Origin of the sequence: Rhodococcus sp. YH3-3 (assembly GCF_001653035.1) — a bacterium.
Classification (GTDB): Bacteria; Actinomycetota; Actinomycetes; order Mycobacteriales; family Mycobacteriaceae; genus Rhodococcus_F; species Rhodococcus_F qingshengii.
Genome location: NZ_BCWH01000001.1, coordinates 2058942 through 2073024 on the forward strand (window position 1 = coordinate 2058942; position 14083 = coordinate 2073024).

11 protein-coding genes are annotated in these 14083 nt (G+C 60.4%); 4 read left to right on the forward strand and 7 right to left on the reverse strand.

What is annotated here, in order from left to right:
- Nucleotides 1-82: 82 nt before the first annotated feature.
- The 5 genes from fmdA to YH3_RS09655 all read right to left on the reverse strand — a co-directional run bounded on the left by fmdA (nt 83) and on the right by YH3_RS09655 (nt 6273).
- The gene (gene fmdA, locus YH3_RS09640; protein WP_042923284.1) at nt 83-1342 is read right to left on the reverse strand and encodes a formamidase; all 1260 of its coding nucleotides are present in this window, start codon (nt 1340-1342) and stop codon (nt 83-85) included.
- Nucleotides 1343-1436: 94 nt separating this feature from the next.
- Nucleotides 1437-1724 carry an FmdB family zinc ribbon protein gene (locus YH3_RS34905; RefSeq protein ID WP_037129638.1) on the reverse strand — a complete coding sequence of 96 codons (288 nt, stop codon included), beginning with the start codon at nt 1722-1724 and terminating at the stop codon, nt 1437-1439.
- A gap of 9 nt (nt 1725-1733) precedes the next feature.
- Nucleotides 1734-3080, reverse strand: a complete 1347-nt coding sequence (locus YH3_RS09645; protein WP_064443303.1) for an McrC family protein — start codon at nt 3078-3080, stop codon at nt 1734-1736.
- Nucleotides 3077-5590 carry an AAA family ATPase gene (locus YH3_RS09650; protein ID WP_064443304.1) on the reverse strand — a complete coding sequence of 838 codons (2514 nt, stop codon included), beginning with the start codon at nt 5588-5590 and terminating at the stop codon, nt 3077-3079. The genes YH3_RS09645 and YH3_RS09650 overlap by 4 nt, the downstream gene beginning before the upstream one ends.
- A gap of 59 nt (nt 5591-5649) precedes the next feature.
- Nucleotides 5650-6273, reverse strand: a complete 624-nt coding sequence (locus tag YH3_RS09655) for a serine/threonine protein kinase (protein WP_223304378.1) — start codon at nt 6271-6273, stop codon at nt 5650-5652.
- A gap of 503 nt (nt 6274-6776) precedes the next feature.
- Between YH3_RS09655 and aceA the strand changes: the two genes are divergently transcribed.
- From aceA to YH3_RS09675, 4 genes are all read left to right on the forward strand, one after another.
- Nucleotides 6777-8066 (forward strand): isocitrate lyase, encoded by a 1290-nt coding sequence (aceA, locus tag YH3_RS09660; protein WP_003941533.1) that lies wholly within the window; start codon nt 6777-6779, stop codon nt 8064-8066.
- A 184-nt stretch (nt 8067-8250) separates the two neighbouring features.
- Nucleotides 8251-9147, forward strand: a complete 897-nt coding sequence (locus YH3_RS09665) for a 3-hydroxybutyryl-CoA dehydrogenase (protein WP_003941541.1) — start codon at nt 8251-8253, stop codon at nt 9145-9147.
- 91 nt (nt 9148-9238) lie between these two features.
- Nucleotides 9239-11545 carry a 5-methyltetrahydropteroyltriglutamate--homocysteine S-methyltransferase gene (gene metE / locus YH3_RS09670; RefSeq protein ID WP_064443305.1) on the forward strand — a complete coding sequence of 769 codons (2307 nt, stop codon included), beginning with the start codon at nt 9239-9241 and terminating at the stop codon, nt 11543-11545.
- Between the two features lie 72 nt (nt 11546-11617).
- A complete protein-coding gene (locus YH3_RS09675) occupies nt 11618-12658 on the forward strand; it encodes an NAD(P)-dependent alcohol dehydrogenase (protein ID WP_003941488.1) in 1041 nt (346 codons plus the stop codon).
- A 37-nt stretch (nt 12659-12695) separates the two neighbouring features.
- On the opposite strand, the gene YH3_RS09680 is transcribed toward YH3_RS09675, so the two are convergent.
- Together YH3_RS09680 and YH3_RS09685 are read right to left on the reverse strand one after the other, a co-directional pair.
- On the reverse strand, nt 12696-13490 hold the full coding sequence (locus tag YH3_RS09680; RefSeq protein ID WP_003941515.1) for an RNA polymerase sigma factor SigF: 795 nt from the start codon (nt 13488-13490) through the stop codon (nt 12696-12698).
- Nucleotides 13487-13918, reverse strand: coding sequence for an ATP-binding protein (locus YH3_RS09685; protein ID WP_003941553.1), 432 nt, complete (start codon nt 13916-13918; stop codon nt 13487-13489). The genes YH3_RS09680 and YH3_RS09685 overlap by 4 nt, the downstream gene beginning before the upstream one ends.
- Nucleotides 13919-14083 lie beyond the last annotated feature (165 nt).

The window sequence follows — 14083 nt, forward strand, 5'->3', positions numbered from 1 at the left end:
TCGCAGTCTTCGCACAGGGGCTCCGCCCCCGTGAGTGGTTGAGGAGCCTCGGCACTCCCTAACCACTCACGGGGCCGGAGGCCTAGACCCTGTTCTCCGATCGAGGGGCGCCGATTCCGGGATCGATCTGGAACGGCCCGCTCGACGAGGGTGCAAGGGGGAAGTCGAAGATCGCAGTCGGGAGATAGACCGTCGAACACGAGTTGGGGATATCCACGACACCCGACAGGCGACCCTCGATCGGCGCCGCACCGAGTAGCAGGTACGCCTGCTCTGGCGCGTACCCGAACTTGGTCAGATACTCGATCGCATGCAAGCACGCACGCTGGTAGGACAGATGTGAATCCAGGTACTTCTGTTCGCCGTCCAACGTGACGGAAGTGCCCGAGAACGCAAGCCACTCGGAATACTGCGGATCCGTGTTGCCCGGCATGAAGATGGCGTTCTCGGAAACGCCGTAGGTATCCATTCCGCCCTTGATGATGTCCACACGAAGATCGATGAAGCCGCCCATCTCGATGGCACCGCAGAAAGTGATCTCTCCGTCGCCCTGGGAGAAGTGAAGATCGCCGACCGACAGATTCGCACCGTCCACGAATACCGGATAGAAGATTCGGCTGCCCTTGGTGAGGTTCTTGATGTCCTGGTTTCCACCGTTCTCGCGAGGGGGAGCGGTGCGCGCCGCCTCGCCGGCCACGCGTGTGTACTCGTCACCGGTCAAGGTTCCCAGTACTGCATCGCGGGGCTCGGGCGGAAGTGCAAGCGGGGGAACCCGATTGGGATCGGTGGCAATGAGGGCGCCCTCGCGGGCATTCCACTTGGCGAGCAAGGCTGCCGACGGAGCCGTGCCCATGAGTCCCGGGTGGACGATGCCCGTGAACGAGACGTGCGGAATGTGACGCGACGTCGCCGTTTGGCCGGAGAAATCCCAGACGGCTTTGTACGCATCGGGGAACTGTTCGGTGAGGAAGCCACCGCCGTTGTTCCGAGGGAAGATACCCGTGTACCCCCAGCCTTGGCCGGCCAACGGACCCGAATCTTCTTGGGGGATAGGCCCGATATCCAAGATGTCGACGATCAAGAGGTCGCCGGGCTTCGCGCCTTCGACGGCAAAGGGGCCGGACAGCGTGTGGACCGTGGTCAGTGGTGCATTGAGAATGTCGTCGGCTGAGTCGTCGTTGTGTATTGCGCCGTCGAACCATTCGCGGCAATGGACACGAAACGCATCACCGGGTTTCACCGTCACCGCCGCCGGGATGTCCGGGTGCCACCGATTGTGGCCGACGATTGCCTGGTCGGTGAATTTCTTGGCGGAATCGAGTGGAAACAGCAGTTCAGGCATATGCACTCCTCATTCTCGAAGAAACGGAAAACTCGTGGCGGCAGGACTTTCGTGTCGGATCGGGACTCACGGCGAGGACGCGCGGTGAGGACGCTCAGGGGCGAGGTAGCTTGCGGTGCAACGGATTGGATGTCGTCGGCGCAGATTGCCGGCCGCGGCCCGGTAGCGACCCACTGACCACGGCAGGCTCGTGAGCCGATCGAGCAGTGCTGTCCAGTAGACCCATCGCGGCCGACGACGCGTGACTCAACCGGGGAGACGAGACCACCCGCTTGGACTCGAGACTGCACTGGGGGCAAGTAATCGACTGGGGCACTTCGGCCATCGCGAACGACCGCTCGAGCGGGCCGCAGCCGGTACAGCGAAACTCGTACAGAGGCATGCGGTCACGCTATCGGAGCATCGCCGGACCCGCATGTCTTTGTCCTGTGTCGTGTCCTCCAATTCGACGATCGCCTGTATCTGGATCGAGACCAAGTAGGCGCCGCAGCGCGGATGCGGTCGTGGTTGATGCAAGGGGGAATCCAGAACGCACAGCCTGCACAAGTTCAGCGAGTGGGATACCGACTGTGGAAACCGAGCCCAATATCGAGCCTTCGGGTTTCAAGTCAACCCGAAAATCACTGACGCTGTCTTCCGATGGATAGATCAGGATGGAGTGGGGGCGACCTTCGGTTCCGCGATAGGCCTGCGAGTAAATCAGTAGTTGATAGACGTCAGCCGCGCTCGGAGATTTTCGGTCGTACAGTTTGTACTTGGCATCGATCGCACTGCGCATTCCGTTGCGGGTGACCACGTAGTCGGGCCGAATTGAGCCCCATGGCCGGTCGCCGCTGTGCAAAACCGATCGGTTCACACCTTGGGCGCGAATCTGCGTGATCTGATCGGTAATCATCTGACCAAGTAGCCATCCGACGAACTTCTCGAACAGTCGGTTCATGTCGATCATGAACGTCGTTGCGCGGTCACCAGCATCATCGAATGGCTTGTTGATCGAGATGCCGTCGAGCAAGGCCAGCGACCACACGTGAGCACTCCGATAGTGTTCATTTCCGCGGTGGTATGTCATCGATTTCCTGATCGAAGGCGTGTACACAAAGGGGGTGGGTGCCATCGCGTTGAAGTTCTCGTACAGAATCCATGCACGCTGACGGAGATTAGCGTTCGAAGTCAGCTGTCCCGCGAGTCGGAGTGCGGTCGTTATGATCCGGTTTTCAGTGGTGTCGTAGTCGAATTCTTCGTAACGGCACGCCAATCGATCGACGCGCAAGAAATGTCTCGAGGCTTGTCGGTTCAGGTCGAGTCGTCCCCGCATCACGGTTAAGTCATCTCCCGCAGCGCGATAGTCCCGGACTACTCCCCGCTTCATCACATCGTGCGCAGCGGATACCAATAACTGACATATTAGTTCGACAGCGCTGTCACCGGTCGTCGTGTCGACATGTTGGTGAATTGTGGGCATGTCGTCGATCCGGATATCTCCGGTTGCACAGATCATCGTGATGACGTTCAGGTCGGAACCGGCCAATTTGGGCCGGACGTGGATGCTCGGGCCTCTGGGCAGTCGTGCAACTCCGACCCACGACGTCGCTGTGATCCGAAGGAGATCATCGGTGAGCCACTGCAGATCGATACGGCCCGCCAAGTCGCGGGAGATGGCCTCCCTCGTACGGGGAGGCGGGGCGGGCGCCGATACGTTTTTCGTCTGAAATTCCCGGAGTTCTACGACGGCTGTCACCGATTGTCACCAAGTTCGACGCGGTATGCCTTGATCAGTGCAGAGATCAAAATGCCGTCGTCCTCAATGGAGATCAAACTTTGGTTCGCTGCATCAACGATCTCGCGGCCAAGGTAATCGGCGAGCTTGGAGTAGTCGTCGAATACGATCTCTTGCAAGAGCGGAATTATTTCCATTCTCATGATTTCTGCGAATTGTGCCGCGGTGGTGATGGGTTCACTGTCGAGCAAGAAGTACGACTGGCCTATTTGATGTTCGCGACCGACGCTGTTGGTTATCCTTGTATTCATCTCCGACAGGAAGAAATCGAGTTCCAGTCCGTCGATGACTGCCCCTTCGAGAACGCCTACATCGGGCAGCAATTCGATGAACCCAAACCTCCGTCGTAGAGCGCTGTCCAGGTTACGAATACTGCGATCAGCGGTATTCATTGTTCCTATCAAGTGCAAGTTATTTGGTATGCGAAGCAGATCGCCACTCGCCGGCAACTTGACCGGGATTCCGCGCTTGTCCGCCTCGATTACCGTCATGAGTTCTCCGAAGACGCGTGGGATGTTTGCGCGATTGATCTCATCGATCAGCAGGACGTACACGCTGTCCGGTTCCGCGACTGCGGTTGAAGCAATTCGCTTGACGATACCGTCGCGTAGTCCGAGTGCGAGACCTCCACTTGTTTCGACTGGGCGGTATCCCTCGATGAACTCTTCGTACGAGTAGGACGCGTGAAAAGTGACCTGAGTTAAATATGGTGCGATGTCGTCTGCGGGTTGGCCGAGATATTCATCGGAGACACCGGAAAGTTCTAGGATACGGCGGAACTGCCCGGGATCGAGTGCAAACAGGGTGCCAGAGGCACTGATTTGAACCGGTTCAGACCCTGCCAGGACGGAGTCCGACTTGATGGTCTTCCAATGTGGTCCGCGTGGGAGCCTTCGAATTGGCTTGAGCATCAGAGGATTCGGATCCTCGAGGTCGTCGTTGATTGAGACTACTCGAGCCAGTGCGACTATTCGCTGAGTCGGTGCCGCTTCATAGCAGACCACGACATCTCCGGTATTGATCTGACTGAAGTGTTTTTTCTTCTCACCGCGTGAAAAGTCGACCCAACCCTCGTCGAACATGCTCTTCCAAGAGTAGCGTTCGGGATTCGCTGTGACCCACCAAGCCTTGCTGGTGTCATAGGTGGCTTCCATCCAGTCATCTGAATCTGCGTCGGGCAATGCATACTGCTGGTTGAGAATCCATTGGGAAAACCCCTTCGCCGCACGGGTTTTTCCCGTGCCGGGTGGCCCGTAGAAGATGATCTGTTTCTTGCGTTCGAGCACTGACATCCAAGTCCGGTACAACGCCTCTTGGGCAGGATCGATCGGGAGGACTTCGACCTCCTCGTCCGACGGATCGTGGGCGACCGGGTTCAGGATTCGCGACTGCAACTTTGGGGTGACGGACTTGATCGTGACTGTGCCCCATGATCGTTCAGGAGGATCAAGCCTTGTAGCGAGCGACTCATCCCAATCGACAGCAATTGTGTGTCGATAGTCCGGGCGGTCGGGTTGCCACTGGTACGTTGAATCAAGAACGGTTCCAACCGCCAGCACTTCGCTAACGCCGTTGTTGGCGACGATCTTGTCTCCCGCACGTATTTCGGTCAGTTGGTAAAGTTCTCTGGCCTTGAACGTCAGTTTCGATTTGTTGCCGTTGTAGCGATCCGAGTAGGTTTCAGCGAACGCGTGACGGAAATCCTCGACCGAGTCGAAGAGCGATAGATCGCCGATCTCATCCCAGCCCACACAGATGTAACCACCTTCAAGGCATTCGGCCCACCTGTCAGCGTTGTGACCAGGAGCGATTTTCCAATACCTGGCGGCTATCCATCCCGGAGGTGTTGCCCACTCGTAGAGGAACTGTCCGAGGTCTCTGGTATCTGAGGACTCCAGTCCCTCGATCGTCCGAAGTTTGGCGAGAATTCTTCGATTTACGACCAGAGGGTCTGTGTCGCCTTCGATTCCGAGTTCGCGGGCGAAATAGCTGAGGTGATTATGGCTGTAGACAGGCAGTACTTGGTCGGGAAAGTACAGGAAAAGTGTTTTCAGTCGAACTGTCTTCGCGCGATTCAGGATTGGGATTTGTCCGATGTCATTCCATTGGCCGTGATCAGCCATGTCCAACATCTCGAGAAACGAAGCATGAAGCGCATCCCACGCGTCTCCGACGCGGTCGAAGTCGGTGGGAAAGTGCCACTCCGACGTCTTTCGTTTGAAGTAGATGACATGTTTCAGCGCGCTGCCGCCTTTGATGCTGCCCAGGACCGTTGTTCCCCACTCGAGAGCGTACGAGTATCCATCGATGCTTGATTCGGTCCCCAGTGCGTAGTCGTCGAGTGTCAAATCACGCCAACGACTTCGTGGGAACTGCCTCAAGAAATCCCGATGTTGCTGTTCTTGCTGCTGTGCCAAATCAGGTTCGCGCACGTGATATTTGTTCGCGACGGCTTCTTTGATCGAAGGCATGAAGTTGGACTCCTGGTCGGGGTTTGTTTGTGGATTCAGAACGGCTCGGAATCGGGTAGTCAGCGCAAGTACACAACCGCGTTGTCTCCGCCGGTACAGGTGACGATGCCGGAGGTCACCTTGCATGCCATCGTGTACTCCTTGCCGGTCACCGGACTACGTGCGGACACGGTGCTGGATGCACCGGTTGCACCGGAGTTCCCGTAGGCGATCCGAACCGCCTCGGCAAACTCACATGAAGTTTTGCCCCCACTTGTCGCGGACTCCTTGTAACTTCCGGCCGGCTGCCCGCCGGGGCAGGCGGACGCACCGGCCGGGAAGTTCGCGGCGCGTGTGGTCGTCGGGGATGTCGTGCTGGGAGCGGTTGTCGTGGTGCCGGGTGTGTTCGCGGCGCTGATGGTGGTGTGGGCGGCGCCACCGGCGGCCGAGTTGGGGACGTCCTTCGGCCAGAGGACCCAGGCAAGCCCGCCGAAGAGAGCCAACACAGTGATGACTCCGATTACGGATACCGGAATCACCCAGCCGGGCCGACGCGGCGGCGGATTTCCACGTGGCGGTGCAGGCGGGAATCCCTGGGGCGGGGGATACGACTGCGGCGCGGCTCGGTAGCCCAACTGCGGCGGCTGTGGACCGGATTGCGACCATGCCTGGTTGTTCGGTGGCCGCTGATAGTTGTCCGGCACCGCTTTATCGCCCGGTCGGGGGCGTCGAACGACAAGTCATGGTTCGACAGCATATGGCCGGCGAACGGGTTGTCTCCGGCTTTCCCAGGGGTAGATCCCGGAATTGTCCTAGCGAAGGCTGTTGCCGAGGAGTGATTGCGGTCACTCGCGGGTAGTGAAGTTGGCTCCGAAGTAGCGGACGGGCCTGTTCCGAGTGGCGTGCGAACTGCCGGAATTCGCAAGCGGCGGAGTTGAGTGCATTTCGTTCACAGCCTGCGGTTTCTTTCCTACTCGCCAGTACGGAACCTGTCCGATTGGGTAGTACCAGTCGCGTAGGAATCTTCACAGACTTAGCAAAGTGTGTTGAAAAGGTAGCGAAGATTGGCATTAGCAACAGGTAGACGGCACTTTTTCGATGTGCCATTCTCGGTAAGTACACAAGAAGGGCCTGGCAAGTATGTGAAGTAGTACGCACGTACTGCTCACAACAGGCCGGACCAGCAGATCAAAGAGATGGAGTCTTGATGTCGACCACCGGCACCCCGAAGACCGCAGCTGAGCTCCAGCAGGATTGGGACACCAACCCTCGCTGGAAGGGCGTTACTCGTAACTACACGGCCGATCAGGTCGTCAAGCTCCAGGGCACCGTCGTCGAGGAGCAGACCCTCGCTCGTCGCGGATCCGAGATCCTGTGGGATCTCGTGAACAACGAGGACTACATCAACTCCCTCGGTGCACTTACCGGCAACATGGCTGTGCAGCAGGTTCGCGCCGGCCTGAAGGCCATCTACCTCTCCGGTTGGCAGGTTGCCGGCGATGCGAACCTCTCGGGCCACACGTACCCGGACCAGAGCCTCTACCCGGCCAACTCGGTTCCGACCGTCGTCCGTCGCATCAACAACGCACTGCTGCGCGCCGACGAGATCGCCAAGACCGAGGGTGACACCTCCGTAAGCAACTGGCTCGCTCCGATCGTTGCCGACGCCGAAGCCGGCTTCGGTGGCGCTCTCAACGCTTACGAGCTGCAGAAGGCCATGATCGGCGCCGGCGCTGCCGGTGTCCACTGGGAGGATCAGCTCGCTTCGGAGAAGAAGTGCGGCCACCTCGGCGGCAAGGTGCTCATCCCCACGCAGCAGCACATCCGCACCCTGACCTCGGCTCGCCTGGCTTCCGACGTCGCGGACGTTCCGTCCGTCATCATCGCCCGCACCGACGCTGAGGCCGCAACCCTCATCACCTCCGACGTGGACGAGCGTGACCGCCCGTTCCTCGACGGAACCCGCACGGCTGAAGGCTTCTACGGCGTCAAGAACGGCATCGAGCCCTGCATCGCTCGCGCCAAGGCTTACGCACCGTACGCAGACCTCATCTGGATGGAGACTGGCGTGCCGGATCTCGAGGTTGCAAAGAAGTTCGCCGAGTCCGTTCGCAGCGAATTCCCGGACCAGCTCCTGGCCTACAACTGCTCCCCTTCCTTCAACTGGAAGGCGCACCTGGACGACGCGACCATCGCGAAGTTCCAGAAGGAGCTCGGCGCAATGGGCTTCAAGTTCCAGTTCATCACGCTGGCCGGCTTCCACTCGCTCAACTACGGCATGTTCGACCTTGCCTACGGCTACGCCCGCGAAGGCATGACGGCATTCGTCGACCTGCAGGAGCGCGAGTTCAAGGCTGCCGAAGAGCGTGGCTTCACCGCCATCAAGCACCAGCGTGAGGTTGGCGCCGGCTACTTCGACACCATCGCCACCACCGTTGACCCCAACACCTCGACGGCAGCTCTCAAGGGCTCCACCGAAGAGGGACAGTTCCACTAAGAACTGACTTCGGGTGGGGGAGAGGCTCGGCTTCGGGTCTCTCCCCTGCTTGTATCACCGCACTACTTTCTCTCGTCTTCAAGGCAGTTCCGATTGCGTCGGCCACCAGCGTCGACGCAGTTCGAAGTGCTTGTTTTGCAACACCTTCACCAGACAAACTCCACGAGACAAACAAGGAGCTGACGTGACCAGCGAAAAAATTCAGCGCGTCGGCGTTATCGGCGCCGGAATCATGGGTGCCGGAATCGCCGAGGTGTGCGCCCGCGCACATGTCGATGTTCTGGTCTTCGAGCAGACTCGCGAGCTTGCAGCAGCCGGGCGTTCACGCATCCTGCGTTCGCTCGACCGCGGCGTGAGCAGCGGAAAGATCACAGAACGTGAGCGTGAGCAGGCCGCATGGCGTCTGCGTTTCACCTCCGATCTGGGAGATTTCGCGGACCGCCAGCTCGTCGTGGAGGCCGTCGTCGAAGACGAGAAGATCAAGAGCGAAATCTTCGCCGAGCTCGACGCGGTCGTGACGGACCCGGATGCGGTTCTCGCGTCCAACACGTCGTCGATCCCGATCATGAAGCTCGGCATCTCGACCAAGCGTCCCGAGCGAGTCATCGGCATGCACTTCTTCAACCCGGTTCCGGTTCTGCCGCTCGTCGAATTGGTGACGACGCTCAAGACCAGTGCCTCCGTCTCGCAGCGCGCCGAGGCTTTTGCCAGCGACATCCTCGGCAAGCAGGTCGTCCGCAGTGCCGACCGCTCCGGCTTCGTCGTCAACGCACTCCTGGTGCCGTACCTGCTCTCGGCGATCCGCATGGTCGAGTCGGGCTTCGCGACCAAGGAAGACATCGACAAGGCAACGGTTCTCGGCCTCGCGCACCCCATGGGTCCGCTGGCTCTGACGGACCTGGTCGGACTCGACACCGTCAAGTCCATCGCCGACTCCATGTACGAAGAGTTCAAGGAGCCGCTGTACTCCGCTCCGCCGCTGCTCCTGCGTATGGTCGAAGCCGGCTTGACCGGCAAGAAGTCCGGCGCGGGCTTCTACGAATACGCCGACAACGGTCGCTCCACCAAGCAGGCAAGCTAAGGCCCAACGCCCCTGTGCGCCTTTCTGGTAGTTCCGGCTACCACAAAGGCGCACAGGGCGCTCGCGCCCCTCGGTTAGAAAGGTCGACCGCATGTCCAGCAGCACTGCAGCATTCGGCTCCAGCGTCCTGGGGTATCCGCGCATCGGGCCGCGCCGTGAGCTCAAGCGCGCCCTCGAGTCCTACTGGCACGGCACTTCGGACAAGGACGCACTTCTCGCGGTCGCCAAGGAACTCCAGGAATCGACCTGGAGCGAATTGGCTGCGACGGGATTGAGCCAGGTCCCCGGCAACACCTTCTCCTTCTACGATCACGTGCTCGACAATGCGCTGCTCTTCGGCGCAGTGCCGGAGCGGTTCAAGCCGCTCGAGGGCGCCCTCGAGCCGCTCGATTTCTACTTCACGATGGCCCGCGGCCGCCCGGACTTCCCGCCTCTCGAGCTGGTGCGCTTCTTCGGTACGAACTACTACTACCGTCAGCCCGAGATCGACGCGAACACAGTGTTCTCGCTCAACTCGGATGCACTTCTCGACGAGTTCGAACGTGCGAAGGCGCGCGGCATCGAATTGCGCCCCGTCATCATGGGGCCCGTCTCGCTGCTTCTGCTTTCGAAGGTCGGACCTGCCACCGAGAAGTCCGATCCGAACTTCACCCCGCTCGACCTGTTGGACGCGCTCCTGCCCGAGTACGAGAAGCTCTTCGAGCAGCTCGCCAAGGCCGGTGCGACCTGTGTTCAGTTGGACGAGCCTTCGGTCACCGAGGACCGCACCCCCGAGGAGCTAGCCGCTCTGGGACGTGCGTACGAGAAGCTTTCGACGGCCCCGCTGCGCCCGCGCCTGTTGGTGACGGGTCCGTACGGCAAGTTCGGCGAAGCCCTCAACATCTTGGCGCCCACCAAGATCGAAGCCTTCGGTCTGGACCTGGTGCACGGCAAGATCACGGCCGAGGAACTGGCCGCGGTGCCGAACATCAAGCGCAAGCGCATCTACGCGGGCGTCGTCGACGGTCGCAACGTCTGGCGCGTCGACCGGTTCAACACCTTGACGTACCTGAACGAACTCAAAGACGTTGTGCCTGACCTCGTCGTCTCCACGTCGTCGTCGCTGCTGCACGTGCCGTACGACGTGCTCTCCGAGTACGACATTCCGGGAGACGTCGCAGACCGTCTGGCTTTTGCGAAGCAGAAGGTCGGCGAAGTCGTCTCACTGGCGAAGGCGCTCGCCGAAGGTCCTTCGGACAAGTGGCGTAAGCGTCCGACGAAGGTGCACTTCAAGCTCAAGCACGCTGTCCGTGCTCGGGTGAACGCGATCAAGCCCGAAGATCGTGTGCGTGCACCGTACGAGGAGCGTCGTAAGGCTCAGCAGGAACGGTTGAATCTGCCCTTGGTGCCGGCCCAGACACTGGGTTCGTTCCCGCAGACCGACGCGATTCGCCAGGCTCGTTACGAACTCGGCCAGGGGCGTTTGGAGTGGGACGACTACTACAAGCGCATCCAGGAAGAGATCGAGCGCACAATCCGTCTGCAAGAGGACATCGGTCTCGATGTTTTCGTGCACGGCGAGCACGAGCGCAACGACATGGTCCAGTACTTCGCCGAACTGCTCGAGGGCTATGCCTTCACGCACAACGGTTGGGTTCAGGCCTACGGATCTCGTTGCACGCGTCCGCCGATTCTCTACGGCGACATCGCACGTCCGAAGCCGATGACGGTCGAGTGGATTGCGTACGCGCAGTCGCTGACCGACAAGCCGGTCAAGGGAATGCTGACGGGTCCGGTCACCATGATCGCCCGTTCGTTCGTTCGCCAGGATCAGCCGCTCTACGAAACGGCAGAGCAACTGGCACTTGTCATTCGAGACGAAATCGCGGATCTCGAAGCTGCCGGAATCGCCATCATCCAGGTGGACGAACCGGCAATTCGTGAACTGCTGCCACTGCGTGAGGACGGCCGGGAGGCCTACCTGGAGTGGGCCGTCGACGCGTTCCGTCTGGCAACAGGTGGAGCGAAGCCGGAAACACAGATCCACACACATCTGACGTACTCCGCTCGGTCGTCGGTGGTCGACGCCATCGAACGGTTGGACGCCGATGTGACGGCTATCGTCGCGACCCGCTCCATCACGTGGGTTCTCGAAGCACTCAAGGAAGGCGCGCTCACGCACGGCGTCGGCCCCGGTGTCTACGAATCTCGCTCGGCTCGGATTCCCGACATCGACGAACTCGACGAATTGCTCACCGAGGCAAGCGAATCGATCTCTCTCGATCGCTTGTGGGCAAACCCGGACGGCGGCCTCAAGACCCGCCATCCGTGGCAACTCGAGCCTTCGCTGCGCAATATGGTTGCGGCCGCGAGGCGCCTGCGTCGTCGGGCCGAGCAAGCCGAGCGCGACGCCGGGTAAGTCACGTAAAGAACAAGTCATGGAGGGGCCTGCGAGTTGCAGGTCCCTCCATGCACGGGTAGGCATGTGTGCATGGTTACTGCTGCTGCTTATGCCGCGACGTCCGCTGACGGTCCCCTCGAGAAGACCACTGTCGAACGCCGCGAGCTCGGTCCACTGGACATTCTCATCGACATCAAATTTGCCGGCATCTGCCATTCCGACATCCACACCGCTCGCAACGAGTGGGGCGGAGCCAAGTACCCGATCGTCCCCGGACACGAAATCGCCGGCGTCGTCGCCGCCGTGGGGTCCGATGTCACCAAGCACAAGGTCGGCGACCGAGTGGGCGTCGGCTGCTTCGTCGACTCGTGCGGGGAGTGCGACGCCTGCACCGCCGGTGAAGAGCAGTACTGCCGCAAGGGTGTGACGGGTACGTACAACGCCACCGGCCGCGACGGCGAGCGCACTCAGGGTGGCTACTCGACGCACATCGTCGTCACCGAGCACTTCGTGCTCTCGATCCCGGAGGGCATCGAACTCGACGTTGCAGCGCCGCTCCTGTGCGCGGGCATCACCTTGTACTCACCGCTGCGGCACTGGAACGCCGGCCCCGGCAAGAAGGTCGCCATCATCGGTTTCGGCGGCCTCGGGCACGTCGGTGTGAAGATCGCCAAGGCGCTCGGAGCGGAAGTCACCGTCCTGAGCCAGACGCTCGGCAAGAAAGACGACGGGCTTCGCCTCGGCGCCGATCACTACTACGCGACCAACGACCGTGAGACGTTCAAGGCTCTTCGCGGCGAGTTCGACCTGATCCTCAACACGGTCTCGGTCAACCTCGACATCGACGCCTACATGTCCTTGCTTGCCATCAACGGCACTCTCGTCGAACTCGGCCTGCCCGAGAAGCCGATCGAAGTTCGAGCATTCTCGCTCGCCGCAAACCGTCGTAGCCTCGCCGGCTCCATGGTCGGCGGTATCCCGCAGACACAGGAGATGCTCGACTTCTGCGCCGAGCACGGCATCGGCGCAGAAATCGAACTGATCCCGGCGAGCGACATCAACGACGCTTACGAGCGCGTGATCAAGAGCGACGTTCGATACCGATTCGTGATCGACACCGCAACAATCTGACCCGCTCGGTCCTGCTCAGTCGAATTGTTCGCGGAGCTCAGTCGAGTTGCTCGCGAAGATTACTCAATGTCTTCGCGAGCAACCTCGACACGTGCATCTGGGACACACCGACTTTCTCGGCGATCTGTGTCTGCGTCAGATTTCCGAAGAATCTGAGCATCAACACCGTCCGCTCTCGCTCGGGCAGCTTGTCGAGGAGCGGACGCAACGCCTCGTGATTCTCGACGTTCTCGAGTGCTGCGTCGTAGTCACCGAGTGTCTCCACGAGCGGGAGATCGTCGGTGTGATTGGACGCGGCACCGTCGACCGAGACCGTCTGATACGCGTTGCCGGCGATCAAGGCCTGGGCAACTTCTTCGCGTTCGATCCCCAACGTCTCGGCCAACTCGTCGACGGTCGGCGCGTGCCCGAGCTGTTGTGACAGCTCGCTGATGGCCTGCCCGAGTTGGAAGTGCAACTCCTTCATCCGGCGGGGAACCCGCAATGCCCAACCGGTGTCGCGGAAGTGTCGTCGAACCTCGCCCATCACGGTGGGAACTGCGAAGGAGACGAAATCGGATCCGCGCGTGGAATCGAAACGGTCGACGGCGTTGACCAGACCGAGACGCGCCACCTGAACCAGATCGTCGTGTGCCTCGCCACGACCGTCGAATCGTCTGGCGATGTGCTCGGCCAACGGTAGGCATCTGGTGATGAGTGCAGTGCGCACTCGTTCGTACTCCGGGCTGTGGGGCTCGAGGGTCCGCAGTTCCTCGAAAACTGGTATTACGTCCCGATATTCGTCGGTGGACCGCCGACGCGGGCGTGACGGGCCGTCTGCGGAAGCGGTCACAGGCGCCCGCTGAGGGCCTTGGTGAACTTCATGGTGGTGATGTAGCCGACGCCGCCGAGGTTCTCTTCCTGGTCGAGCGATATCGAATCGGTGAGTTCGGTGAGGATGTGCCACCCGAACGAACGCTGACTGCTGTCCTCGTACTCCGTGGTCGTCGTGGACACGGACACGTGCAATTGCGGCGGCGTGAAGACGAACCGACACACCAGAACCGAATCAGGCGCAGCGCGAACGATCAGATGCGTACAGATTTCGTCCATGGCCAGTTTGATGTCGGCGATGGCGTCGAGGTCGAAGTTTTCCTGAATGGCAACGGTGGCGGCCAGTGCACGCAAAATCGACAGCTGATCGAGAGTCGCTTGAATCCTCAACTCCACAACTGGCTGAGTCTGATCCTGATCGGGCTCGAGTGCGCTGAGGTGTGCCATAAGTTCTCCGGATCGTCGTACCAGGGGTCGCGGTGAAGTCTGGTGCCGAGAACGATACCCATCCCGACCTTCACAGTGACCCCCGAACACGAAATTTGGTCGATGGTGGTGCCGGGGTAAACGACACGATTCTGCTCACGACCGTTGGCGATCGCAACATCGGAT

Excerpts from the sequence above, each read along its gene's own strand:
- YH3_RS09650 (WP_064443304.1), bottom strand. The coding sequence starts at position 5,590 with ATGCCTTCGATCAAAGAAGCCGTCGCGAACAAATATCACGTGCGCGAA.
- YH3_RS09675 (WP_003941488.1), top strand. The coding sequence starts at position 11,618 with ATGGTTACTGCTGCTGCTTATGCCGCGACGTCCGCTGACGGTCCCCTC.
- aceA (WP_003941533.1), top strand. The coding sequence starts at position 6,777 with ATGTCGACCACCGGCACCCCGAAGACCGCAGCTGAGCTCCAGCAGGAT.
- metE (WP_064443305.1), top strand. The coding sequence starts at position 9,239 with ATGTCCAGCAGCACTGCAGCATTCGGCTCCAGCGTCCTGGGGTATCCG.
- fmdA (WP_042923284.1), bottom strand. The coding sequence starts at position 1,342 with ATGCCTGAACTGCTGTTTCCACTCGATTCCGCCAAGAAATTCACCGAC.
- YH3_RS09685 (WP_003941553.1), bottom strand. The coding sequence starts at position 13,918 with ATGGCACACCTCAGCGCACTCGAGCCCGATCAGGATCAGACTCAGCCA.
- YH3_RS34905 (WP_037129638.1), bottom strand. The coding sequence starts at position 1,724 with ATGCCTCTGTACGAGTTTCGCTGTACCGGCTGCGGCCCGCTCGAGCGG.